A 17,375-nucleotide genomic window follows, 5' to 3' on the forward strand; every position below is an offset into this window, starting at 1 on the left:
CCGCTGCCGTGGTGCCGAGAATCCTACGGATGGTGGGTGAGCGTGTACCAGAGCAGGGCCAGGGTGCCGAGGGCGAACAGCGGCACCAGCACCATGGTTTCGATCTTGTTGCCGGTGCGGTCGATGATCGGGATGCGGGTGCGGATCTTCAACGGCCACAGCAGGCGACAGCCACGGTCGGTGAGGCAGTCGCCGATGAGGTGGGCGAGGGCGCCGAGTCCGACGGAGAAGGGCAGCCAGGTGGGTTTGTCGCTGATCCAGTGGTCGATGGCGAAGGTGCCGCAGACGGCGAGAATGACCACGGTGCCCCAGGATTTGATGCCCTCGCCGTTGGGTGCGAGGCCGAGGGCCTTGACGGCGAGGGCGAGCAGGAAGAACACCAGCGAGAGCGTGAAGTAGCGGCCGAGCAGGTGTTCCCCGGCCCAGGTGCCGTAGGTGACGGCGGCGACGAAGGCGAAGCTGTGGGTGCCGTGGCGGTGCCCGCCGGAGATCCACGAGATGAACTTGCAGGCGTAGTGCGAGATCGGCCCCAGCACATGGGAAATGGTGCCCGAGGGGTGATCGGCGTCGGGGAGGAGCGCGGCGCCCGCGGTGAGGAAGGTGCCCATCACCAGATCGACGGAGCCGATGGCCCCGGATTGTACTGCGGGATAGGTCAAGACGGTGAACGGTAGCGCCGCCGCTGCCGCCGACCAGGCGAGCGCGCCGCTGGTCGCATGTGAATGTCCTAGCACCGCTTGAAGGTTAGCGGATCTGACTGAAAGTAGTTTCAGCTCGAGTGTCTGGTCCGGCTTTCCTTGTCGGAGGCAACGGTTCGGGCATGGATCTCGACCGGATTGTGAATCGTCCAACTCGACCGGATTGTGAATCGTCCAATAGGACAACGCAATTGGGTTGAGTGAGAGATTTGCGCTGGTTAGATGGCGGTCAGTATGGACAATGGCAGGCGGCAACCCGGTCCGGCTGTGCGTCTGTGTCGGTGGCATGTGTCACACTCACGAAGGTGAGCAGGCACACCGCTTTCCGGTTTCGACTCGACCCCACAGTCGAGCAGGCTGAGCTGTTCGCTCGTCATGCAGGAGCCGCGCGCTTCGCGTTCAACCAATGCCTCGGCATGGTGAAAGACGCTCTGAACCAACGCCAGTCCGACCCAGGGCACCCTGTTCCATGGACCAGATTCGATCTGATCAATTCCTTCAATGCGTGGAAGAAGTCGGAGGCCGCCGGTCGCGTGTTCGCGGTGGCTTCAGATGGGACGGCCGAGGTTGTGGTGACCGGACTTACCTGGCGACGAGAACTGTGTCAACAGGTCTTCGAAGAAGCGGCCTCCGACTGCGGACGTGCTCTCGCCGCATTCTCCGGTTTCCGCAATGGCAGTCGTCGCGGCAGGCGCATGGGATTTCCTCGTTTCAAAAGTAAGAAGACAACGATCGCAACGTTCAGGCTGCGGAACAAGAATGCGAAGGGCGGGCGTCCGGCTATCCGCGTAGGTGACAATGGCGTGCCTCGATCGATCACTGTGCCCGGCATCGGGGCGATTCGCGTACGTGAGGACACGCGGCGCGTGCGTCGTATGGTCGCGACAGGGCGGGCGAAAATTCTGTCGGTGACGGTGACTCAGCGGGTTGGCCGATGGTGGATCAGCGTGGCTTGTGAAGCGGCTGACCTGCACTCAGGGAAACGCCACTCCGACCGCGGCGGCACGGAGGGATGGATCGGTGTTGATCGCGGTCTCACGGCTTTCCTCGTTGCCGCTACCGCTGACGGTGCCGAAGTAATGCACATCGACGCGCCACCACGTCCGTACGTCGCAGGGTTGAGAGACCTGCGGCGATTGTCGAAGGCGTTGTCCCGTAAACAGAACGGCTCTCGAAACCGAGATCGTGCCGCTATCCGGTTGGCGCGGCACCACATCCGGGTGGCAAACGTTCGCCGCACATCCTGCATGAAGTCGCTAACGCGTTGGTCAATACCCACGACCGACTCGTCATCGAAGATCTGCATGTCATGGGGTTGCTGCGGAATCGGAGGTTGGCCAGGGCGATCAGCGATGCTGGATGGAGTGAGCTCGCGCAGTTGCTGACCTACAAGCAGCAATGGCGGGGAGGCGAAGTAGTGATCGCCGATCGCTGGTTCCCTTCGAGTAAGCGCTGTTCAGGCTGCGGTGCGGTGAATCCCAGCCTCGTGCTGGCGAATCGAACCTTCGTGTGTGGCTGTGGATTGCACAGGGATCGCGACCTCAACGCCGCGGTGAACCTGGCGTTGTGGCCGACTGTGCAGAAGAACTCTCACGACCCCCGGACCTCCCTGCAGGGGGCCGGGTAACCAAGGCTCGCCGATGGGAAGGCGCTGGCCGACATCCCTTGGGTGGCGGTGGAACCGGCTCGTGTGACGCGAGAACCGAAGCTCATAGCGGTACCTGTACCGCTGTGAATTGAGGACGCCCGAGAAGGGCGGTGCCGATGATCCCGTACAAATGGATTGTTCGGCACGCAGTCAGAGAGGAACGGACATGTCGGTAGCGTCCGCGGTGAAGGATCAGATCCAGCAGATCGGTGGGGGATTCATGTTCTCCCGGGAAGCGCGAGCCTTCGCCGACAGCACCGGCGTTCCAGGTTTCCTGCCGGGCTACACCCGCGGACGCGGTGGCGTGCTGGGCGACGTGGACGCCGATGTGGTGACTGCGGCGTTCGGGTTCTTTCGGCCGGAGACGGTTCGGCAGGCGTGGGAGTCGACCGCATCGACCTCGGCGGCGGCGGGCGCGCAGGGATATCTGAAGGCGTGCCAGGATTTCGGTCGCCGCAAGCTGGCCACCTTCGAGGATGCCGAGCGGTTGGCGGAGCTCTTGCGGCGGGTGGTGGCCGCGGCGAATCCGGTGGGTGCGCCGCTGTTCGCGGGCTGGCGGGCGCTGCCGCAGGCCGAGGATGCCCCCGGGCTGGTGTTGCAGCTGATCCACACCCTGCGCGAGTTGCGCGGCGGGCTGCACCTGGTGGGTGTGCTCGGTAGCGGTCTGACTCCGCTACAGGCGGTCCTGATCGCGGGCTCGCCGTTGCAGGCGGGTCCGGACCAGGCCCGCAATTTCGGGTGGCCGGAGCCGTTCGAGGAGATCACGCCGGAGCTCAAAGGCCGTTGGATGCAGGCGGAATCGATTACCGAGGAGCTGATCGCGCCCGCGTTCGCGGTCCTCGACGACAAGGAGGGCGAGGAACTGGCCGCCCTCCTGACCGCGTGTCAGGGTGTGGTGTTCAGCGGTCGGTGACCGGTGCTCCCGGGTGGGTGTCGCCCGCCCACCCGGGAGTCCTGTTCAGCGGTGCAGAAATTCGAGGGTAACGCGCTCGAAGGCCTCCTTCGCCTCGTACATGACCCAGTGCCCGCACTTGGGGAACACGTGGAGTTCGGCGTTGGGTATTTGGCGCAGGGGGATGAGCGCCATGTCCGTGGGACACTGACGGTCATCGGCACCCCAGGTCATGAGCACCGGGCTCTTGATCTTGTTCAGCATGGACCAGTAGGGCGGGGTGGGGGAGTTCTCCAGGAACTGTTGTTGCAGGGCAAGCGCTTCGGACCCGTACAGGGCCTTCAGGCTGGCCTGGGCGGCCGGGTCGGAGGCGGCGTTCCAGCGTTCCTCGACGATCTCGTCGGTGATCATCTTGGGGTCGTAGATCATGCAGCGCAGCCAGCGGTGCAGGCCCTCGCGGGTGGGGTTGTCGGCGAACTCCGACAGCAGCCGGGTGCCTTCGCTGGGGTTGGCCGCGAGCAGGCTGTGGCCGACGCCGCCGATGGCGATGGTCTTCTCCACCCGCTGCGGATGCTGGATCGCGACATTGACCGCGACGACTCCGCCCATGGAGTTGCCCAGCAGGGCGGCGGAGTCGATGTCGAGGGCGTCCATGAATCGGATGACCGAGTCGACGGCGGTGAGGACCGGGTGTCCGGGGACCGGGTCGCTGACGCCGAAGCCGGGGAATTCCAGGACGTAGCAGTGGAAGTGGTCGGCGTAGAAGCCGAGGTTGCCGCGGAAGTTGCGCCAGCCGTTCACGCCGATTCCGGAGCCGTGCAGCAGAATCAGGGGTGGGCCGTCGCCCGCCTCGTGGTAGCGCAGGACGCCTTTGTCGGTGGCGATTTCGCGTCGGGTGTTCTCGTAGGTGACATCCACGCCAACCAACATAGAACAGGTTTCAGAAATGCTGATCTCCGATGGTGGATTGGCCACCGAACTCGAGGCCCGGGGGCACGACCTGTCGGATGGGTTGTGGTCGGCGCGACTGCTGTTGGATGCACCGGAGGAGATTCGGGCCGTGCATGCGGCGTACTTTCGGGCGGGTGCGGTGGTCGCGACGACCGCCAGTTATCAGGCCTCGTTCGAGGGTTTCGCGGCGCGCGGGATCGGGCGGGAGCAGGGTGTGTGGCTGTTGCGGCGCAGTGTCGAGCTCGCGCAGGCGGCACGGGCCGAGTTCGACGACGGGCGCGAGCGGTGGGTCGCGGCATCGATTGGTCCCTACGGTGCGGCGCTGGCCGACGGGTCGGAATATCGTGGCCGCTATGGGCTTTCGATCGCGGAGTTGAAGCGCTGGCATCTGCCGCGGCTGGAGGTGTTGGCCGCGGCGGGTGCGGATGTGTTGGCGCTGGAGACGATTCCGGATGTCGACGAGGCCGAGGCATTGGCGGGACTGCTGGACGGCAGCGGTGTGCCCGCGTGGTTGAGCTACACGATCGAGGGGTTGCGTACGCGGGCCGGGCAGTCGCTGTGCGATGCCTTCGCCATTGCCGCCGATGTTCCCGAGATCGTGGCGGTTGGTGTGAACTGTTGTGCTCCCCGGGATGTCACGGCCGCGATCACGCTTGCGCGGGAGGTGACCGGTAAGCCGGTGATCGTGTATCCGAACAGCGGGGAGGAGTGGGATGCCGGGCGGCATCGCTGGGTGGGGGAGTCGCGGTTCTCTGAGTCGTACGTAGGGGAGTGGGTCGAGGCAGGCGCTGCCATCATTGGCGGCTGCTGCCGTACGACGCCCGCCGACATCGCGCGTCTGGCCACAGTCGTCGCGGCGGGTTGAGTCCGACAGATCGTCGGACCGATCCAATGAGTGATACTCACATGCGGACATGCGTATGTATCAAAGTAATTCGCACGTGTCGCAACCAACGTCGCCCCCGCCATGACCAAGCCAACGAGCACAAGCCAGCGAGCAATAGCCTCGCATCCCGCAACGCTGGCATCATCGGATGACGGTGTCGGAAGGGGAGTGGGATGGCGGCGGCGAGTCGAATTCAACGGTTGCGCAATCTGATCGAGCACCCGCGCACGGGGGCGGCCGAGCGGGCTGCGGCGCAGCGCATGCTCGACAAGCTGGTCGAGTCCTCGGTGCGGGCGCGTCCGATGATCGGTGACCGCAGTTACGGGGACCGGTATCAGCGGGTGGGTCGGCATGCGGGGCTGTCGCGGATCGCGGACATGATCCGCGAGGACATCGCGTTGGCGCGGGTGTTCGCAGAGGCGGTGGTGGCGGGAGAGTTGGCTACCCGCAACGCGGTTCGGGATGCGCCCGCGAGTCTGACCTATACGGTGGACACGCCGTTCGACGCCGGTATTCGCATCACGGTGGCGGGTGTACCGCGGGCGTGGGGTTGGGATGAGATCGGCCTCGACTCCGAGGCGCTGGGGCAGTTGCGGTCCGAGCTCACCGACATCATGAACGCCTACAACCACGACGGTACCGACATAGGCCAGCGTTTCCACGGTCGCATCGAGGTGCGCGCGGCAGGGGAGTAGCCGCTCAAGATCTCGAATGTTTCTGCCGCGCAGCAGAATGGACCTGCGGCGGGGTTCGGGGGCGTGAATGCTCACGCGGTCGAGCACGCCGGAAACGGGCGATGCCCCCGGACCGCTGTGGTCCGGGGGCATCGATCGAGCGGTATTACGCGCCGGTCAGGTCGAAGCGGTCGAGCTCCATGACCTTGGTCCAGGCCGCGACGAAGTCCTTGACGAACTTCTCCTTGGAGTCGTCCTCGGCGTACACCTCGGCCAGGGCCCGCAGCTGCGAGTTGGAGCCGAACACCAGGTCGACACGCGAGGCGGTCCACACGGTCTTGCCGGTGGTCCGGTCGGTGCCCTCGTAGCCGGAGTTGTCGGCGTCGACCGGGGCCCACTTGGTGTTCATGTCGAGCAGGTTGACGAAGAAGTCGTTGCTCAGCACACCCGGGCGGTCGGTGAAAACGCCCTGCTGGGAGCCCTTGTAGTTGGCGCCCAGCACGCGCAGGCCACCGACGAGGACGGTCATCTCCGGTGCGGACAGGGTCAGCAGGTTGGCCTTGTCGAGCAGCAGGTACTCGGCGGGGATGGTGGCGCCCTTGCCGACGTAGTTGCGGAAGCCGTCGGCCGCGGTCTCGAGGGCCGCGAAGGACTCGACGTCGGTCTGCTCCTGGGTGGCGTCGGTGCGTCCGGGGTGGAAGGGCACCTCGATGTCGAAACCGGCTGCCTTGGCGGCGGTTTCGACGCCGACGTTACCGGCGAGCACGATCAGGTCGGCGAAGGAGACCGGCTTGGCGAAGTCGGCCTGGATGCCTTCCAGGACGCGGATGACCTGGGCCAGCTCGTCGGGCTCGTTGACCTCCCATCCGGCCTGCGGCTGCAGGCGGATGCGGCCGCCGTTGACGCCGCCGCGCATGTCCGAGCCGCGGTAGGACGAGGCCGCCGCCCACGCGGTCTTGACCAGCTGGGCCACGGTCAGGCCCGAGTCGGCGATCTTGGCCTTGAGGGCCTTGGCGTCGGCGTCGGAGATGAGCTCGCCCTCGACGGCCGGGACCGGGTCCTGCCACAGCAGGGTCTCTTCGGGGACCTCGGGGCCGAGGTAGCGGACCTTGGGGCCCATGTCGCGGTGGGTGAGCTTGTACCAGGCCTTGGCGAAGGCGGCCGCGAGCTCTTCGGGGTGCTCGAGCCAGCGGCGGGTGATCTGCTCGTAGATCGGGTCCACGCGCATCGACAGGTCGGTGGTGAGCATGGTGGGCAGCTTGGCCGGGCCGTCGAAGGCGTCGGGGATGATCGCCTCGGCGTTCTTGGCCACCCACTGGTGGGCTCCGGCGGGGGACTTGGACAGTTCCCACTCGTAGCCGTAGAGGGTTTCGAGGAAGCTGTTGTCCCACTTGGTCGGGGTGGGGGTCCAGGTGACCTCGAGGCCGGAGGTGATGGCGTCCTTGCCGACGCCGGTGCCGTAGGTGGAGCGCCAGCCCAGGCCCTGCTCTTCGAGCGGGGCGGCTTCGGGTTCGGGGCCGACATTGTCGGCCGGGCCCGCGCCGTGGGTCTTGCCGAAGGTGTGGCCGCCGACGATGAGCGCGGCGGTCTCTTCGTCGTTCATGGCCATGCGGGCGAAGGTTTCGCGGATGTCGATCGCGGCCAGCGCCGGGTCCGGGTTGGCGTTGGGGCCTTCGGGGTTGACGTAGATCAGGCCCATCTGGACCGCGGCGAGGGGGTTTTCGAGGTCGCGCTTGCCGGTGTAGCGGGCATCGCCGAGCCATTCGGTTTCCGGGCCCCAGTAGACGTCCTCTTCGGGCTCCCACTGGTCGACGCGGCCGCCGCCGAAGCCGAAGGTTTCGAAGCCCATGTCCTCGAGGGCGACGTTACCGGCGTAGACGATGAGGTCGGCCCACGACAGCTTCTTGCCGTACTTCTTCTTGACCGGCCACAGCAGGCGGCGGGCCTTGTCGAGGGAGGCGTTGTCGGGCCAGGAGTTCAGGGGCGCGAAGCGCTGCATGCCCGCCCCGGCGCCGCCGCGGCCGTCCTGGACGCGGTAGGTGCCCGCGGCGTGCCAGGCCATGCGGATGAAGAACGGGCCGTAGTGGCCGAAGTCGGCGGGCCACCAGTCCTGGGAGGTGTGCATGACCTCGACGATGTCGGCCTTGACGGCGGCCAGGTCGAGGGTCTTGAACTCGGCGCGGTAGTCGTATCCGGCGTCCATGGGGTTGGCGACGTCGGGGTTCTTCTGCAGGATCTTCAGGTTGAGCTGGTTGGGCCACCACTGCCGGTTGGCGTTGCCGCCCTCGACCGGCGCGGTCATCTTGTCGTGGATGACGGGGCAGCCCCCGGCGGCGGGCTCGGTGTTGGCGTCACCGATGGGCGGGTGTTCAGGCACGGTGTGTCGTCCTTCCATGTGGGTGTGATCTGGTTGTCGACCACGAGTGTGGCCGCTACTTCTGTTGTGTGGCAGCGGTTTTCGAGCATTCGGGGCATAGGCCCCAGTAGACGACCTCGGCTTCGTCGAGCGCGAAGCCGTGGTTGTCGGAGGCGGTGAGGCAGGGTGCGTCGCCGACGGCGCAGTCGACATCGGCGATGACGCCGCAGGAGCGGCAGACCACGTGGTGGTGGTTGTCTCCGACGCGGGTCTCATACAGGGCCACCGACCCCATGGGCTGGATTCTGCGCAGCAGTCCGGCGCTGGTCAGGGCGCGCAGGACGTCGTAGACGGCCTGGTGGGAGACGCCGCCGAGGTGTTGGCGGACGTGGCCGAGGATGGTGTCGGTGTCGAAGTGGGGGTGGTCGTGCACCGCGGTCAGCACCGCGAGCCGCGGCGCCGTCACACGCAAAGCGGCCCCGCGCAACATGCGTTCGAAATCCGTGGGCGTGGGCACAACCCACACTCTGCCCGTTTTTCTGGAATGAATCAAGTCTTGGCTCGATTCTGTGCGCGTCCTCGTGGCGTTCACGAGAACGATCGCACGGTGGTTCACCGGATGCGGCGACAGGGGAGAGGCCGGACCGACCGGCCCCAACTTTTTGGGGCACGCGAGGCGGCTAACCCCCGCCTCCTAGAGAATCAGGGGGAGTAGACGATCGGCCCCTGCCCGGCCTCGCGCACTCGCCATGATCCGACTGCCGCACACCGCATTCGGCGGCAGTCTGCACTCGCACCGAGCGCCGGGTAGGGGTTTTGCGATCGCCGAGCCCGAAAAGCCCGGTCGGAAGCTGACGCTCCTACAGCCCGCAATCAAGTCCGCCTGGCTCTCCGCCAACGCCGAGCCCTGCGCCCGGCCGTCGTCTACGCCGCTGGTCAGTGGGGGAACAGCGTGTTTACATGTTGGGGCGAAAAGCCTCGAGGTAAGCGACCGCCGCCCAGAGTCGACTCGGGTCGTCGGCGAAGTTGCCGATCCCGGCATTGCATCTCGGGCACAGCAATCCGCGTACCGCGCCGGTTCGGTGGTCGTGATCGACTGCGAGAGGCATCTTTTCGAGTTCGCGGCCGTCTTTGCGCGGTCGCCCACCGACGTGTGACATGTCGACCTCGGACTCATGAACCCCGCAGATCGCGCACCGGAAGTCCTGGCTGGCGCGCAGCGCATCGTACTGGTCGACGGTGATTCGGTATTTGGACCACAGATTGGCGCGCCGGGCTACCGCCGGGCCTTGCCGCGCGCGGCGGGCACGCTGATAACAGGCAGCGCACAGAGGCGCCCGTGGACCCGGTTGTGCCATGGCGGATCTGGGCTTCCATTCGCCGCAACCCTTGGTCGGCGAGCAGCGGACGAGGTCGCCGGGGAAGGGGGTGTCCATAGCGAAATGATCTCAGGGGGCACCGACACCTCTTCAGGTTGACATAGTGTTGATTATCGGCGCGGTTACAAGATCAAGTTGATCTTGAAAGCGACTGCGGCGCATATGTGTTCGTGTGTGGTTGTCGATCGGCGGCGTCTGATCTCGGTGGCCGACGGTCGACTGTGTGCGGTGCGTCGTGCTGTTCGGTTTGGCGTTCGACGGCTCGGGAACTCCGCTCAGGAAACTTTCTGGCGCACTGGCTGTTTGGTGGAAAATTTCCTGAGCGGCGTGGGATGGTCAAGTGTGGGTTGGATATTGGGTTCAGCGGGCTCGATCATCCGCTCCCCCGGCCCGGTTTCTGCCACCCCATTGCGTCACAGTGACGTAATGGGGTGGGCTGGCTGGATGGTGGAAGTTGTTGCTGTCGGGCCGGATTCGGCGATTGCGCGGCCGCCGGGCAGCATCCGGTCCAGGTGCGTGGTTCAGCCGCACGAACCGCCGGGCGGGGGTGGCGTGGTGGTGGTTGGTGCGTCGGCGACCGTGACGGTGAGAGATTGTTTGGTGGTTCCCTGGGTTGCGGTCAGGGTGTGGGTGCCTGCAATGACGTTGCGCTGGAAGGGTTCTGGCCGATGGGCATGGGTGCGCCGCCTGTTTTCGTTCACACACGTCCGCCGGATCGGCCGAAGTGGCTGCCGTCGGGCGGGATTGGCTGAATCAGAGCCAATTGGTGGTCGTCGACGTGGTGGTCGTCGTGGTGGTCTCGGTGGTTGTCGTGGTTCCCGTGCACGTGGTGGTCACGGTGCCCGAGGCAGTCGTGGTGCAGGTGCCGGTGAAGGTCTCGGTTTTCGAGTCGGTGGTTGTTTCGGTCGAGGTTTGGCTCGAGCTGCCGGTGGGGATGATCTGGCCCGGGCTGGGCGGGGCGACCGGAGCCACCGGCGCGACGGGCGGTGCTGGGGCGACCGGCGGGACCGGGAGCAGTGGAATCGGGTTGTCGGCCATGGCGATCGGTGCGGTCCAGGACAGTGCGGCCAGGCCGAGGCCGCACAGGCCGCTCAGGACGGCGACCCGGATGCCGGGGACGCGGACACCACTGACAGCTGCGGGCAAGGCTTCCTCCTGTGGTGGACGGGGTTCTGCGCGGACCGCGGACAACGCTAATCGACACCGGTGTGCTCGCCCCGGATTGGCGGCCGCCCGGCGCGGACGCCCGCCCACGGATGGTCAGCGGATGGTGCCCACACCCGGGATCAGCGGCAGGTCCAAGGGTGTGACCCAGCCGGGTGGGAGGGCGTTGACGGCGGGGACGGCGTTGAGGGCGCGCATGCCGGTGGCCAGGCAGCCCGCGACCGCGGGGGTGCGGCCGGAGCCGTCGGTGAAGCGGAAGGAGGTTTCCTGGGAGATGGACGGGCTGCCAACGATATCGACGCGGTAGACGTCGTCTTTGGTGCCCGCGGGCCAGTTGGGGGCGGCGTCGAGGCCGATGCGGTTGACGTGTTCGAGGGTGATGACCTCGCGGCCGCGGTAGACGCCGTTGATGGTGAAGCGGATGGCGGCGACCGTGCCCGCTTTGATGATGCCTTTGGCCGAGGGGCGGTCGGTGGGGGTGACCCATTTGTCCCAGGTGGTGGTGATGTCGTCGAGGTCGATTCCGGCGGCGGCCGCGATCATGGGAACCGTTGCGCCCCAGGCCATGATGAGCATGTCGGGGTGTTCGAGCAGGGCGGTGAATTCGGGTGGGTGGCCGATGCCCATCTCGAATTCGTAGTCGCCTGCGTAGTCGGTGTAGTCGAGCAGCTCCGAGGCGCGCACCGACCGCACTTCCCCGCACAGGCCCATGAGGGTCATGGGGAACAGGTCGTTGGCGAAGCCGGGGTCGATGCCGGTGGTGAAGCAGGAGGCTCCCCCGGCCGCGCAGGCCTCGGTGATGGGGTCGCGCCACGGCGCGGGGAGTTTGTCGGTGTGCGGCCACACCCACGGGGTCATGGCGGTGGAGCACACGTCGATGCCCGCGCGCAGGAACGCGCCGATGACGCGCATGTTCTCCTCGGCGAAGGCGGCGGTGGGCCCGTAGTGCACAACCGCGTCGGGTCGCAGCGCGATGAGCTGCTCGATCGAATCGGTGGCCAGCACACCGGTGTTGTCGGCCCCGCACAGCTCGCCCGCGTCGCGGCCGACCTTGTCGGGATTGCTGACGCCGACGCCGACGAGCTCGAAGCCGGGGTGGCGCAGGATTTCGGCGAGCACCATGGAGCCGACGACGCCGGTCCCCCACAGCACGATGCGTTTTGTCACGGGTGTCTCCTGGTTTATCGGTGGAACTCGCCGCAGTCGACGGTGAGCATTTGTCCGGTGACGGCGGTAGCGAGATCGCTGGCCAAGAACAGGGCCGCGCGCGCGACCTCTTCGGGATCGGCCAGGCGGCCCAGGTCGGTGGGTGCGGCCTTCTGCCGGTAGATCTCGTCATGGGTGAGCCCGGCTTGGCTTGCCAGCCAATCGAAGTAGGCCTTGTTGATGTCCTCGTAGACGTAGGAAGGGGCCACGGAGTTGACGCGGATCCCGCGCGGGCCCAGCTCGGTGGCCAGGGACGAGGCCAGATGTGCCAGTGCGCCCTTGGACAGTTTGTAGCCGGAGTATTCGGGCTGGGAGCTGTAGGACACGCACGAGTTGAGCATGATGATCGACCCCCCGGTGGCGGCCAGAGCGTCGGCGAACAGGGCCGAAAGTCGCAGCGGCGCGAACACATTGGTTTCGTTGGCCACCCGCAGCGCCTCGAGGTCGATCTGGCTGATCGGATGCATGGGCGGGATGGCGAAGGCGTTGTTGATCAGACAGTCGACGCGGCCGGTGGCGGCCAGTGTCTGCTCGGCCAGGTTCCGGCGTTGGGTTTCGTCGGTGATGTCGGCGCGCACGACGTGGGCGGTGGCGCCGAGGGCGGCGATCTCGTCGGCGTATTCGCGCAGTCGTTTCTTGGTGCGTCCGGCCAGGACCAGGGTTGCGCCCATGCGGGCGGCCTCGAGGGTGAGCGAATGGCCCAGGCCCGGGCCGACTCCGGAGATGACGATCACCTTGCCGCGCAGCAGCGGGACCGGTGTGTAGGGGTGCGCGGGGGTGGGGTGGGCTGACACGACTCCTCCTCGAGTCCTCAGCAGTTACAGAACGTAACGACTTTGATGTGACAGACTGTAACGACTCGTGCTGGCAGCGACAAGAAGGGATTTCGTGACCACACGCCACCGGCTGGGCCCGCACCGCGACCCCGCGGTGGACACCGCGGTCCTGGACGCCGCCCGCGCCCTGCTCGTCGAACAGGGTTACGCCGCCACCTCGATCGACGCCATCGCCGCCCGCGCCGGGGTCAGCCGCCCCGCCATCTACCGCCGCTGGCCCTCCAAGGCCCACCTCATCGCCCAGGCGGTGTTCCCGGATGTGGGTTCGGCGGTGGTGGCCCCGGATCTGCTGGCCGAGGTGCGCAAGGTGATCCGCGGAACCATCCAACTGTTCGGGTCGGCCGAAACACGCGCGGCCATGCCGGGTCTCATGGCCGAGATGCGTCAGGACTCGGGCCTGTACGAGAAGCTGTCCGCGCGCCTGGACACCCCGACCCGCGACGAGCTGCGCGACTACCTGCCCGGCCAGGCGGCCCGGCCGGGCTTGGACCCGAACACGGTCCTGGACACCATCGCCGGGGCCGCGTTGTTCGCCATGTGCATTCGCGATATCGACGACCTGGACGGTTTCGCGGCGTCGCTGGAAGACCTGCTGCTCTACGGCATCCTCGGGCAGCGGCCCACCGAATAGGGCCGCTCAGATTTTGGCGATCCCGACACCGAGCATGAGGGCCAGCGAGTCGAACAGCGGCCAGAACTCGACGATCTTGCCGTCCTCGAGGCGCATGATCCCGGTCTCGGCCAGTTCGATGGTGTTGCCGGTCGGCGGCGCGGACTGGAACTCACCGGAATGGGTGCCGCGCCAACTCATGCGCGCCACCACCCGGTCCCCCTCGGCGATCAGGTCCTCGATGGTGTGCACCGAGCCCGGGAAGCCCTGGGCGAAGGCGTGATTGACGGCCTTGAAGCCGTCCCGGTCGACGCGGGTGCCGTCGGGCATGTGCACGACGAGGGTCTCGGCGAGCAGCTCGTCGAGCGCCGAACCCTGCAGGGTGCCCGCGGAGATGGCGTCGGTGGTCGAATAGAAGGTACGCACAACGGTTTTCGGATCAACGCTCATGGGCCGACCATAACTCCGTCGCCCTCGCGCCGCCGAGGGTTCGGCCCGCTCCCCCGGCGATTCACCCGCTCCCCCAGACCTATTCGTCACAGTGACGCAAGCGAGGGTTATCGCGCACACGCCGTCGAACTGGTCTAGGGTTGTTGCCGACCTTTCCAGGGAGGGGAAAACACACCGCATGAGCATTCCACCGCAGCACACCTACACCCCGGCACCGGGCTGGCCACCCCAGCCCGGATACCCCGCCACCGCAGCCAATCCCGGATTCCCGCCCCGCCCCGCCAGCGCGCCACGATCGCCGATCGTGATCATCACCGGCATCGCGCTGCTCCTCGCCGCCGTCACCAGCGGTGCCCACCTCGCCTGGGCCACCACCCATTACACGCTCTCGAGTGCGCTGCCGGTGATCGAGGTGTTGGCCGGTCTGGCCGCCGCGATCGTGTGCTTCGCCGCCAAGGGCGGTACCGCCCGCCCGGCCGCCGGGGTCGCGGCGGGCCTGCTGCTGGTACCGAATCTGGGCTTCCTGCTGCTGTATCTGCAGCGCTCCCGCTACACACCGGACCTGGCCTCGGTGGGCAACTGGCTGACCATCCCGGCCACCCTCGCCGCGCTGGTCGCCATCGTCGGCGTGCTCATCCCGGTCGCCTCGGCCACGCCCGCAGGCCCAGCCCAACCGATACCGCCTGTGCCGCAACACAACCCAGCGCAACAGCACGCGGCCTTCCCGCAGCACGCCGGGTCGGTGCCCCAGCACAACGCCGCCTTCGCGCACCAGGCCGGGTCGGGATCGCACCAGGCGGTATCGGTACCGCCGCAGAACATCTCGGCACCCCAGCAATGGCAGCCCGCCCCCGCGGCCTACCCCGACACCCCGGCAGTTCCCGCCGCGGACCCGACGGTGATCGCCTCCGCACCACCCGCATGGCAACCCCCGGCGCCGGGGCAGGGCGCGCCCGCCGGATATCAGTCCGCCCCGGGCTATCCCGCCGCCAACGACCCCTCCGCGCCCCAGCATCGTTCCGGCGCACACACCCAGCCACCGCAGTAACCCGGCCGCCACGTCACGGGGCTCCACAGTCGCCGCGCCGGGGCTGGGCCGCGAAACATCTGCTGGAGCGAAATCATTGCCGCCGTGCACACCTGAGCTCGGTGATGGCCGCTCATCCGTGGTGGCGGCGATACACCGCCGCCGCCCCGGGATGCAGGGGCACCGACCCGGTGCCGATGAGGGAACGGGCGTCAAGGAATTGGGTGCCCGCCGCCTCGCTGGGCACCAGCGAATCGGCGTGGGTGAGCAGGACTTCGGTGAGCGCGCCGACCGTGGCATCGGGCAGGGTCGGCGTGGCGACGAGCAGGTTGGCGACACCGATGGTGTGCACGGCCGCAGTATTCGGGTAGGTGCCCGCCGGAATCAGCACCGGGTCGTAGAGGTAGCCGAATCGTTCGCGCATCACCGCGGTCAGCGGATCGAGATCCAACAACCGCAACGGATTCAACGCCGCCGTGGGCAGTCCACCCGCCCACAACAATGCGTCCAGACGACCGCCGCTCACCTCGGCGGCCGCGTCACGCAAGGGCAGATGCGTGACGGTCACCTCGGTCAGGTCCACACCCGCCGCGGTGAGCAGCTTCTCCCCGATATGGGTGGCCCCGGACCCGGCCGCCCCGAGATTGACTCGCGCGCCCCGCAAATCGGCGACACCGCGATAGGGACTGTCGACGGCCACCGCCAATTGCAGATAGTTCTCATAGACGCGCCCGACCGCGGGCGGTCGATCCGGGTCCTCGACCAGTGAATCGGCCAACACGAGTGCGCAATCGGCGTCCCCGCGCGCGAGCAGGGTCAGATTGTCCAGCGATCCGGCCGTCGCGGTCACCTCGATCCGCAACCCCGACCCGGCCGCCGCGCGCGCCAACAGCAGCGCGAACGCGTGATAGAAGCCGCCCGCCTCCCCCGCCGCCAACCGGACCACGCGCTCACCGCCACCGCGCGAGCAGCCCACCAACCCCGTCGGCAGCGCCGCACCGACCGCAAGCCCCGCGGCCCCGCGCAGCACTGCGCGCCGAGAGATCATCACCGCACCTGCCGGGTGCGAATCACCGCACGCGGCAACCGGTGCCGGGCCTGGGACAGCCCGCTGGTCGGGCGCTGGTCGAGGGTCACGGCTGTTCTCCAGCGGGTAGTGCGGGCAGGCGGAGGATGATCGCGAGCCCGTGTGGGTCGACCGATTCGACGGTGAGGCTGCCGTGGCGGGCGGTCACCAGGGCATGCGCGATGGGCAGGCCCAGACCCGAGCCGCCGACGCCCGCGGCGGTAGTGCCGCGGAAGAAGCGAGTGGTGAGTTGATCGAGTTCGTCGGTGGGGACCCCGGGTCCGTTGTCGGCGACGGTGATCGTCACCCAGTCGGTCTCGGTGCTGACGGCCACGCGGGTGTGGGTGCCCGCCCCGGCGTAGCGGCAGGCATTGCTCAATGCCACGTCGAGGATTTGCGCCAGCACCTCCGCCGACACCGCGGTCTCGGCATGGGAGCCGAGTACGGCGCTGGCATCGGCGTCGGTGGTGGCCGTGTTGTCGGGTGCCGGGGTGAGGGTCAGTGTCATGTGCGCGTCGTCGAAGGCGTTGTGCCAGGCGTCGATCCGGTCCTGTGCCACCTGCACGGCGTCGCATCGCTCGAGGTCGGGTGCGGTGGTCGGGTCGAAGTCGCGGCCCTCGGCCACGGCCAGGGTCAGCAGCCCATCGAGCAGCCCGGTCAACCGCTCCACCTCCCGCGTCGCGCCCCGGAAGGTCGCCACCGCCGGTTCGGGAATCGCCGGTTCGAGCGAGTCCAAGCGAATTGTCAACGCCGCCAGGGGGTTTCGCATGGCGTGGGCGGTGTCGTCGACCAGGCGGCGTTGCGCGCGCGTCGAATCGCGCACCGCGGCGGCCATCGAGTCGACCGATTCGGCCACCGCCCGCAGTTCCGGTGGGCCGCCGTGGCGGCGGGTCACGATCGCGGGGGTGCGCGGTTTGGGCAGGCTGGCGGTCAGTTCGGCGACCGCGCCGGACAACCGCGCCAGCGGCCGCAACACCCACCGCGACAACACCAGCGCCAGCCCGGTGAACACGGCCATGGCCGCGAGCGCGCCGAGCGCCACGATCACCCACACGCGGGTGATGTCGGTACGGGCGGTCGTGGTGGAGGCCGCGATCAGCACCGCGCCGTCCACATGCAGATCCGACCCGACCGGGCGCGCGATCAACGCCGTGGACGGACTCCAGGGCAGCAGCCGGGTCACGGTGGCGGGCCGCTGGTTGCGTCGGGCCGCGGCCACGGCGGCGGCCACGTGAATGTCGCGGGGGTCGACTCCGGCGTTGACGATCGCGGCGCCGCGGGCATCGACGATGAGGACCGGTTCGCCGTAGAGGTCGTGGTAGCGCTGCACTTCCATCGCCAACGCGCGATGGTCACCGAGACCCTCGGCGGTGACCGTCAGGGCGGCGAAGCGGTCGGCGTCGCCGGTGCGGTCGCCGATGAGCGCTTGGGTGCGGCTGGTCGCGGCGGTCAGACACAGCGGGACCGCGAACGCCAGCACGGCCACGGTGGCGAACACGGTCAACGCGATGAGCAGGCGGCGGCGCACCAGC

Annotated in this window: 16 protein-coding genes and 1 pseudogene; 6 read left to right on the plus strand and 11 right to left on the minus strand. The window is 67.7% G+C overall.

Annotated features, from left to right (window positions below; translation table 11 throughout):
- Positions 1-23 precede the first annotated feature (23 nt).
- Positions 24-734 carry a metal-dependent hydrolase gene (locus VMT40_RS22290; protein WP_326360536.1) on the minus strand — a complete coding sequence of 237 codons (711 nt, stop codon included), beginning with the start codon at positions 732-734 and terminating at the stop codon, positions 24-26.
- A gap of 269 nt (positions 735-1,003) precedes the next feature.
- On the opposite strand from VMT40_RS22290, the pseudogene VMT40_RS22295 reads away from it, so the two are divergent.
- Positions 1,004-2,325, plus strand: a pseudogene (locus VMT40_RS22295) (RNA-guided endonuclease InsQ/TnpB family protein).
- A 187-nt stretch (positions 2,326-2,512) separates the two neighbouring features.
- Positions 2,513-3,259 (plus strand): SCO6745 family protein, encoded by a 747-nt coding sequence (locus VMT40_RS22300; protein ID WP_326360539.1) that lies wholly within the window; start codon positions 2,513-2,515, stop codon positions 3,257-3,259.
- Between the two features lie 45 nt (positions 3,260-3,304).
- Here VMT40_RS22300 and VMT40_RS22305 read toward each other — a convergent pair whose 3' ends face one another.
- Positions 3,305-4,156, minus strand: coding sequence for an alpha/beta fold hydrolase (locus VMT40_RS22305; RefSeq protein ID WP_326360540.1), 852 nt, complete (start codon positions 4,154-4,156; stop codon positions 3,305-3,307).
- A gap of 10 nt (positions 4,157-4,166) precedes the next feature.
- On the opposite strand from VMT40_RS22305, the gene mmuM reads away from it, so the two are divergent.
- Together mmuM and VMT40_RS22315 are read left to right on the plus strand one after the other, a co-directional pair.
- The gene (gene mmuM, locus VMT40_RS22310; protein WP_326361725.1) at positions 4,167-5,054 is read left to right on the plus strand and encodes a homocysteine S-methyltransferase; all 888 of its coding nucleotides are present in this window, start codon (positions 4,167-4,169) and stop codon (positions 5,052-5,054) included.
- A gap of 194 nt (positions 5,055-5,248) precedes the next feature.
- Positions 5,249-5,770 carry a hypothetical protein gene (locus VMT40_RS22315; protein ID WP_326360542.1) on the plus strand — a complete coding sequence of 174 codons (522 nt, stop codon included), beginning with the start codon at positions 5,249-5,251 and terminating at the stop codon, positions 5,768-5,770.
- Positions 5,771-5,915: 145 nt separating this feature from the next.
- Here the strand turns inward: VMT40_RS22315 and katG are convergent, their stop codons facing one another.
- From katG to VMT40_RS22345, 6 genes are all read right to left on the minus strand, one after another.
- Positions 5,916-8,144, minus strand: a complete 2,229-nt coding sequence (gene katG / locus VMT40_RS22320; RefSeq protein WP_442790032.1) for a catalase/peroxidase HPI — start codon at positions 8,142-8,144, stop codon at positions 5,916-5,918.
- Positions 8,145-8,181: 37 nt separating this feature from the next.
- The gene (locus VMT40_RS22325; RefSeq protein WP_442790052.1) at positions 8,182-8,595 is read right to left on the minus strand and encodes a Fur family transcriptional regulator; all 414 of its coding nucleotides are present in this window, start codon (positions 8,593-8,595) and stop codon (positions 8,182-8,184) included.
- A gap of 466 nt (positions 8,596-9,061) precedes the next feature.
- Complete coding sequence (locus VMT40_RS22330; protein ID WP_326360546.1) at positions 9,062-9,541, minus strand: endonuclease VII domain-containing protein; 480 nt, start codon at positions 9,539-9,541, stop codon at positions 9,062-9,064.
- 696 nt (positions 9,542-10,237) lie between these two features.
- Positions 10,238-10,630 carry a hypothetical protein gene (locus tag VMT40_RS22335; RefSeq protein ID WP_326360547.1) on the minus strand — a complete coding sequence of 131 codons (393 nt, stop codon included), beginning with the start codon at positions 10,628-10,630 and terminating at the stop codon, positions 10,238-10,240.
- A gap of 114 nt (positions 10,631-10,744) precedes the next feature.
- The gene (locus VMT40_RS22340; protein ID WP_326360548.1) at positions 10,745-11,815 is read right to left on the minus strand and encodes an NAD(P)H-dependent amine dehydrogenase family protein; all 1,071 of its coding nucleotides are present in this window, start codon (positions 11,813-11,815) and stop codon (positions 10,745-10,747) included.
- 14 nt (positions 11,816-11,829) lie between these two features.
- A complete protein-coding gene (locus VMT40_RS22345) occupies positions 11,830-12,648 on the minus strand; it encodes an SDR family oxidoreductase (protein WP_326360550.1) in 819 nt (272 codons plus the stop codon).
- Between the two features lie 94 nt (positions 12,649-12,742).
- Between VMT40_RS22345 and VMT40_RS22350 the strand changes: the two genes are divergently transcribed.
- Positions 12,743-13,321, plus strand: coding sequence for a TetR/AcrR family transcriptional regulator (locus VMT40_RS22350; protein ID WP_326360552.1), 579 nt, complete (start codon positions 12,743-12,745; stop codon positions 13,319-13,321).
- 6 nt (positions 13,322-13,327) lie between these two features.
- Here VMT40_RS22350 and VMT40_RS22355 read toward each other — a convergent pair whose 3' ends face one another.
- Positions 13,328-13,750: an ester cyclase gene (locus VMT40_RS22355; RefSeq protein WP_326360554.1), complete on the minus strand. Its 423-nt coding sequence runs from the start codon at positions 13,748-13,750 to the stop codon at positions 13,328-13,330.
- A gap of 178 nt (positions 13,751-13,928) precedes the next feature.
- Here VMT40_RS22355 and VMT40_RS22360 point away from each other — a divergent pair, with 178 nt between their 5' ends.
- Positions 13,929-14,798: a hypothetical protein gene (locus VMT40_RS22360; protein WP_326360555.1), complete on the plus strand. Its 870-nt coding sequence runs from the start codon at positions 13,929-13,931 to the stop codon at positions 14,796-14,798.
- 112 nt (positions 14,799-14,910) lie between these two features.
- Here VMT40_RS22360 and VMT40_RS22365 read toward each other — a convergent pair whose 3' ends face one another.
- Together VMT40_RS22365 and VMT40_RS22370 are read right to left on the minus strand one after the other, a co-directional pair.
- A complete protein-coding gene (locus VMT40_RS22365; RefSeq protein ID WP_326360556.1) occupies positions 14,911-15,825 on the minus strand; it encodes a TAXI family TRAP transporter solute-binding subunit in 915 nt (304 codons plus the stop codon).
- A gap of 85 nt (positions 15,826-15,910) precedes the next feature.
- A complete protein-coding gene (locus VMT40_RS22370) occupies positions 15,911-17,371 on the minus strand; it encodes a sensor histidine kinase (protein WP_326360557.1) in 1,461 nt (486 codons plus the stop codon).
- Positions 17,372-17,375 lie beyond the last annotated feature (4 nt).

Origin of the sequence: Nocardia sp. CDC160 (genome assembly GCF_035818795.1) — a bacterium.
GTDB lineage: Bacteria > Actinomycetota > Actinomycetes > Mycobacteriales > Mycobacteriaceae > Nocardia.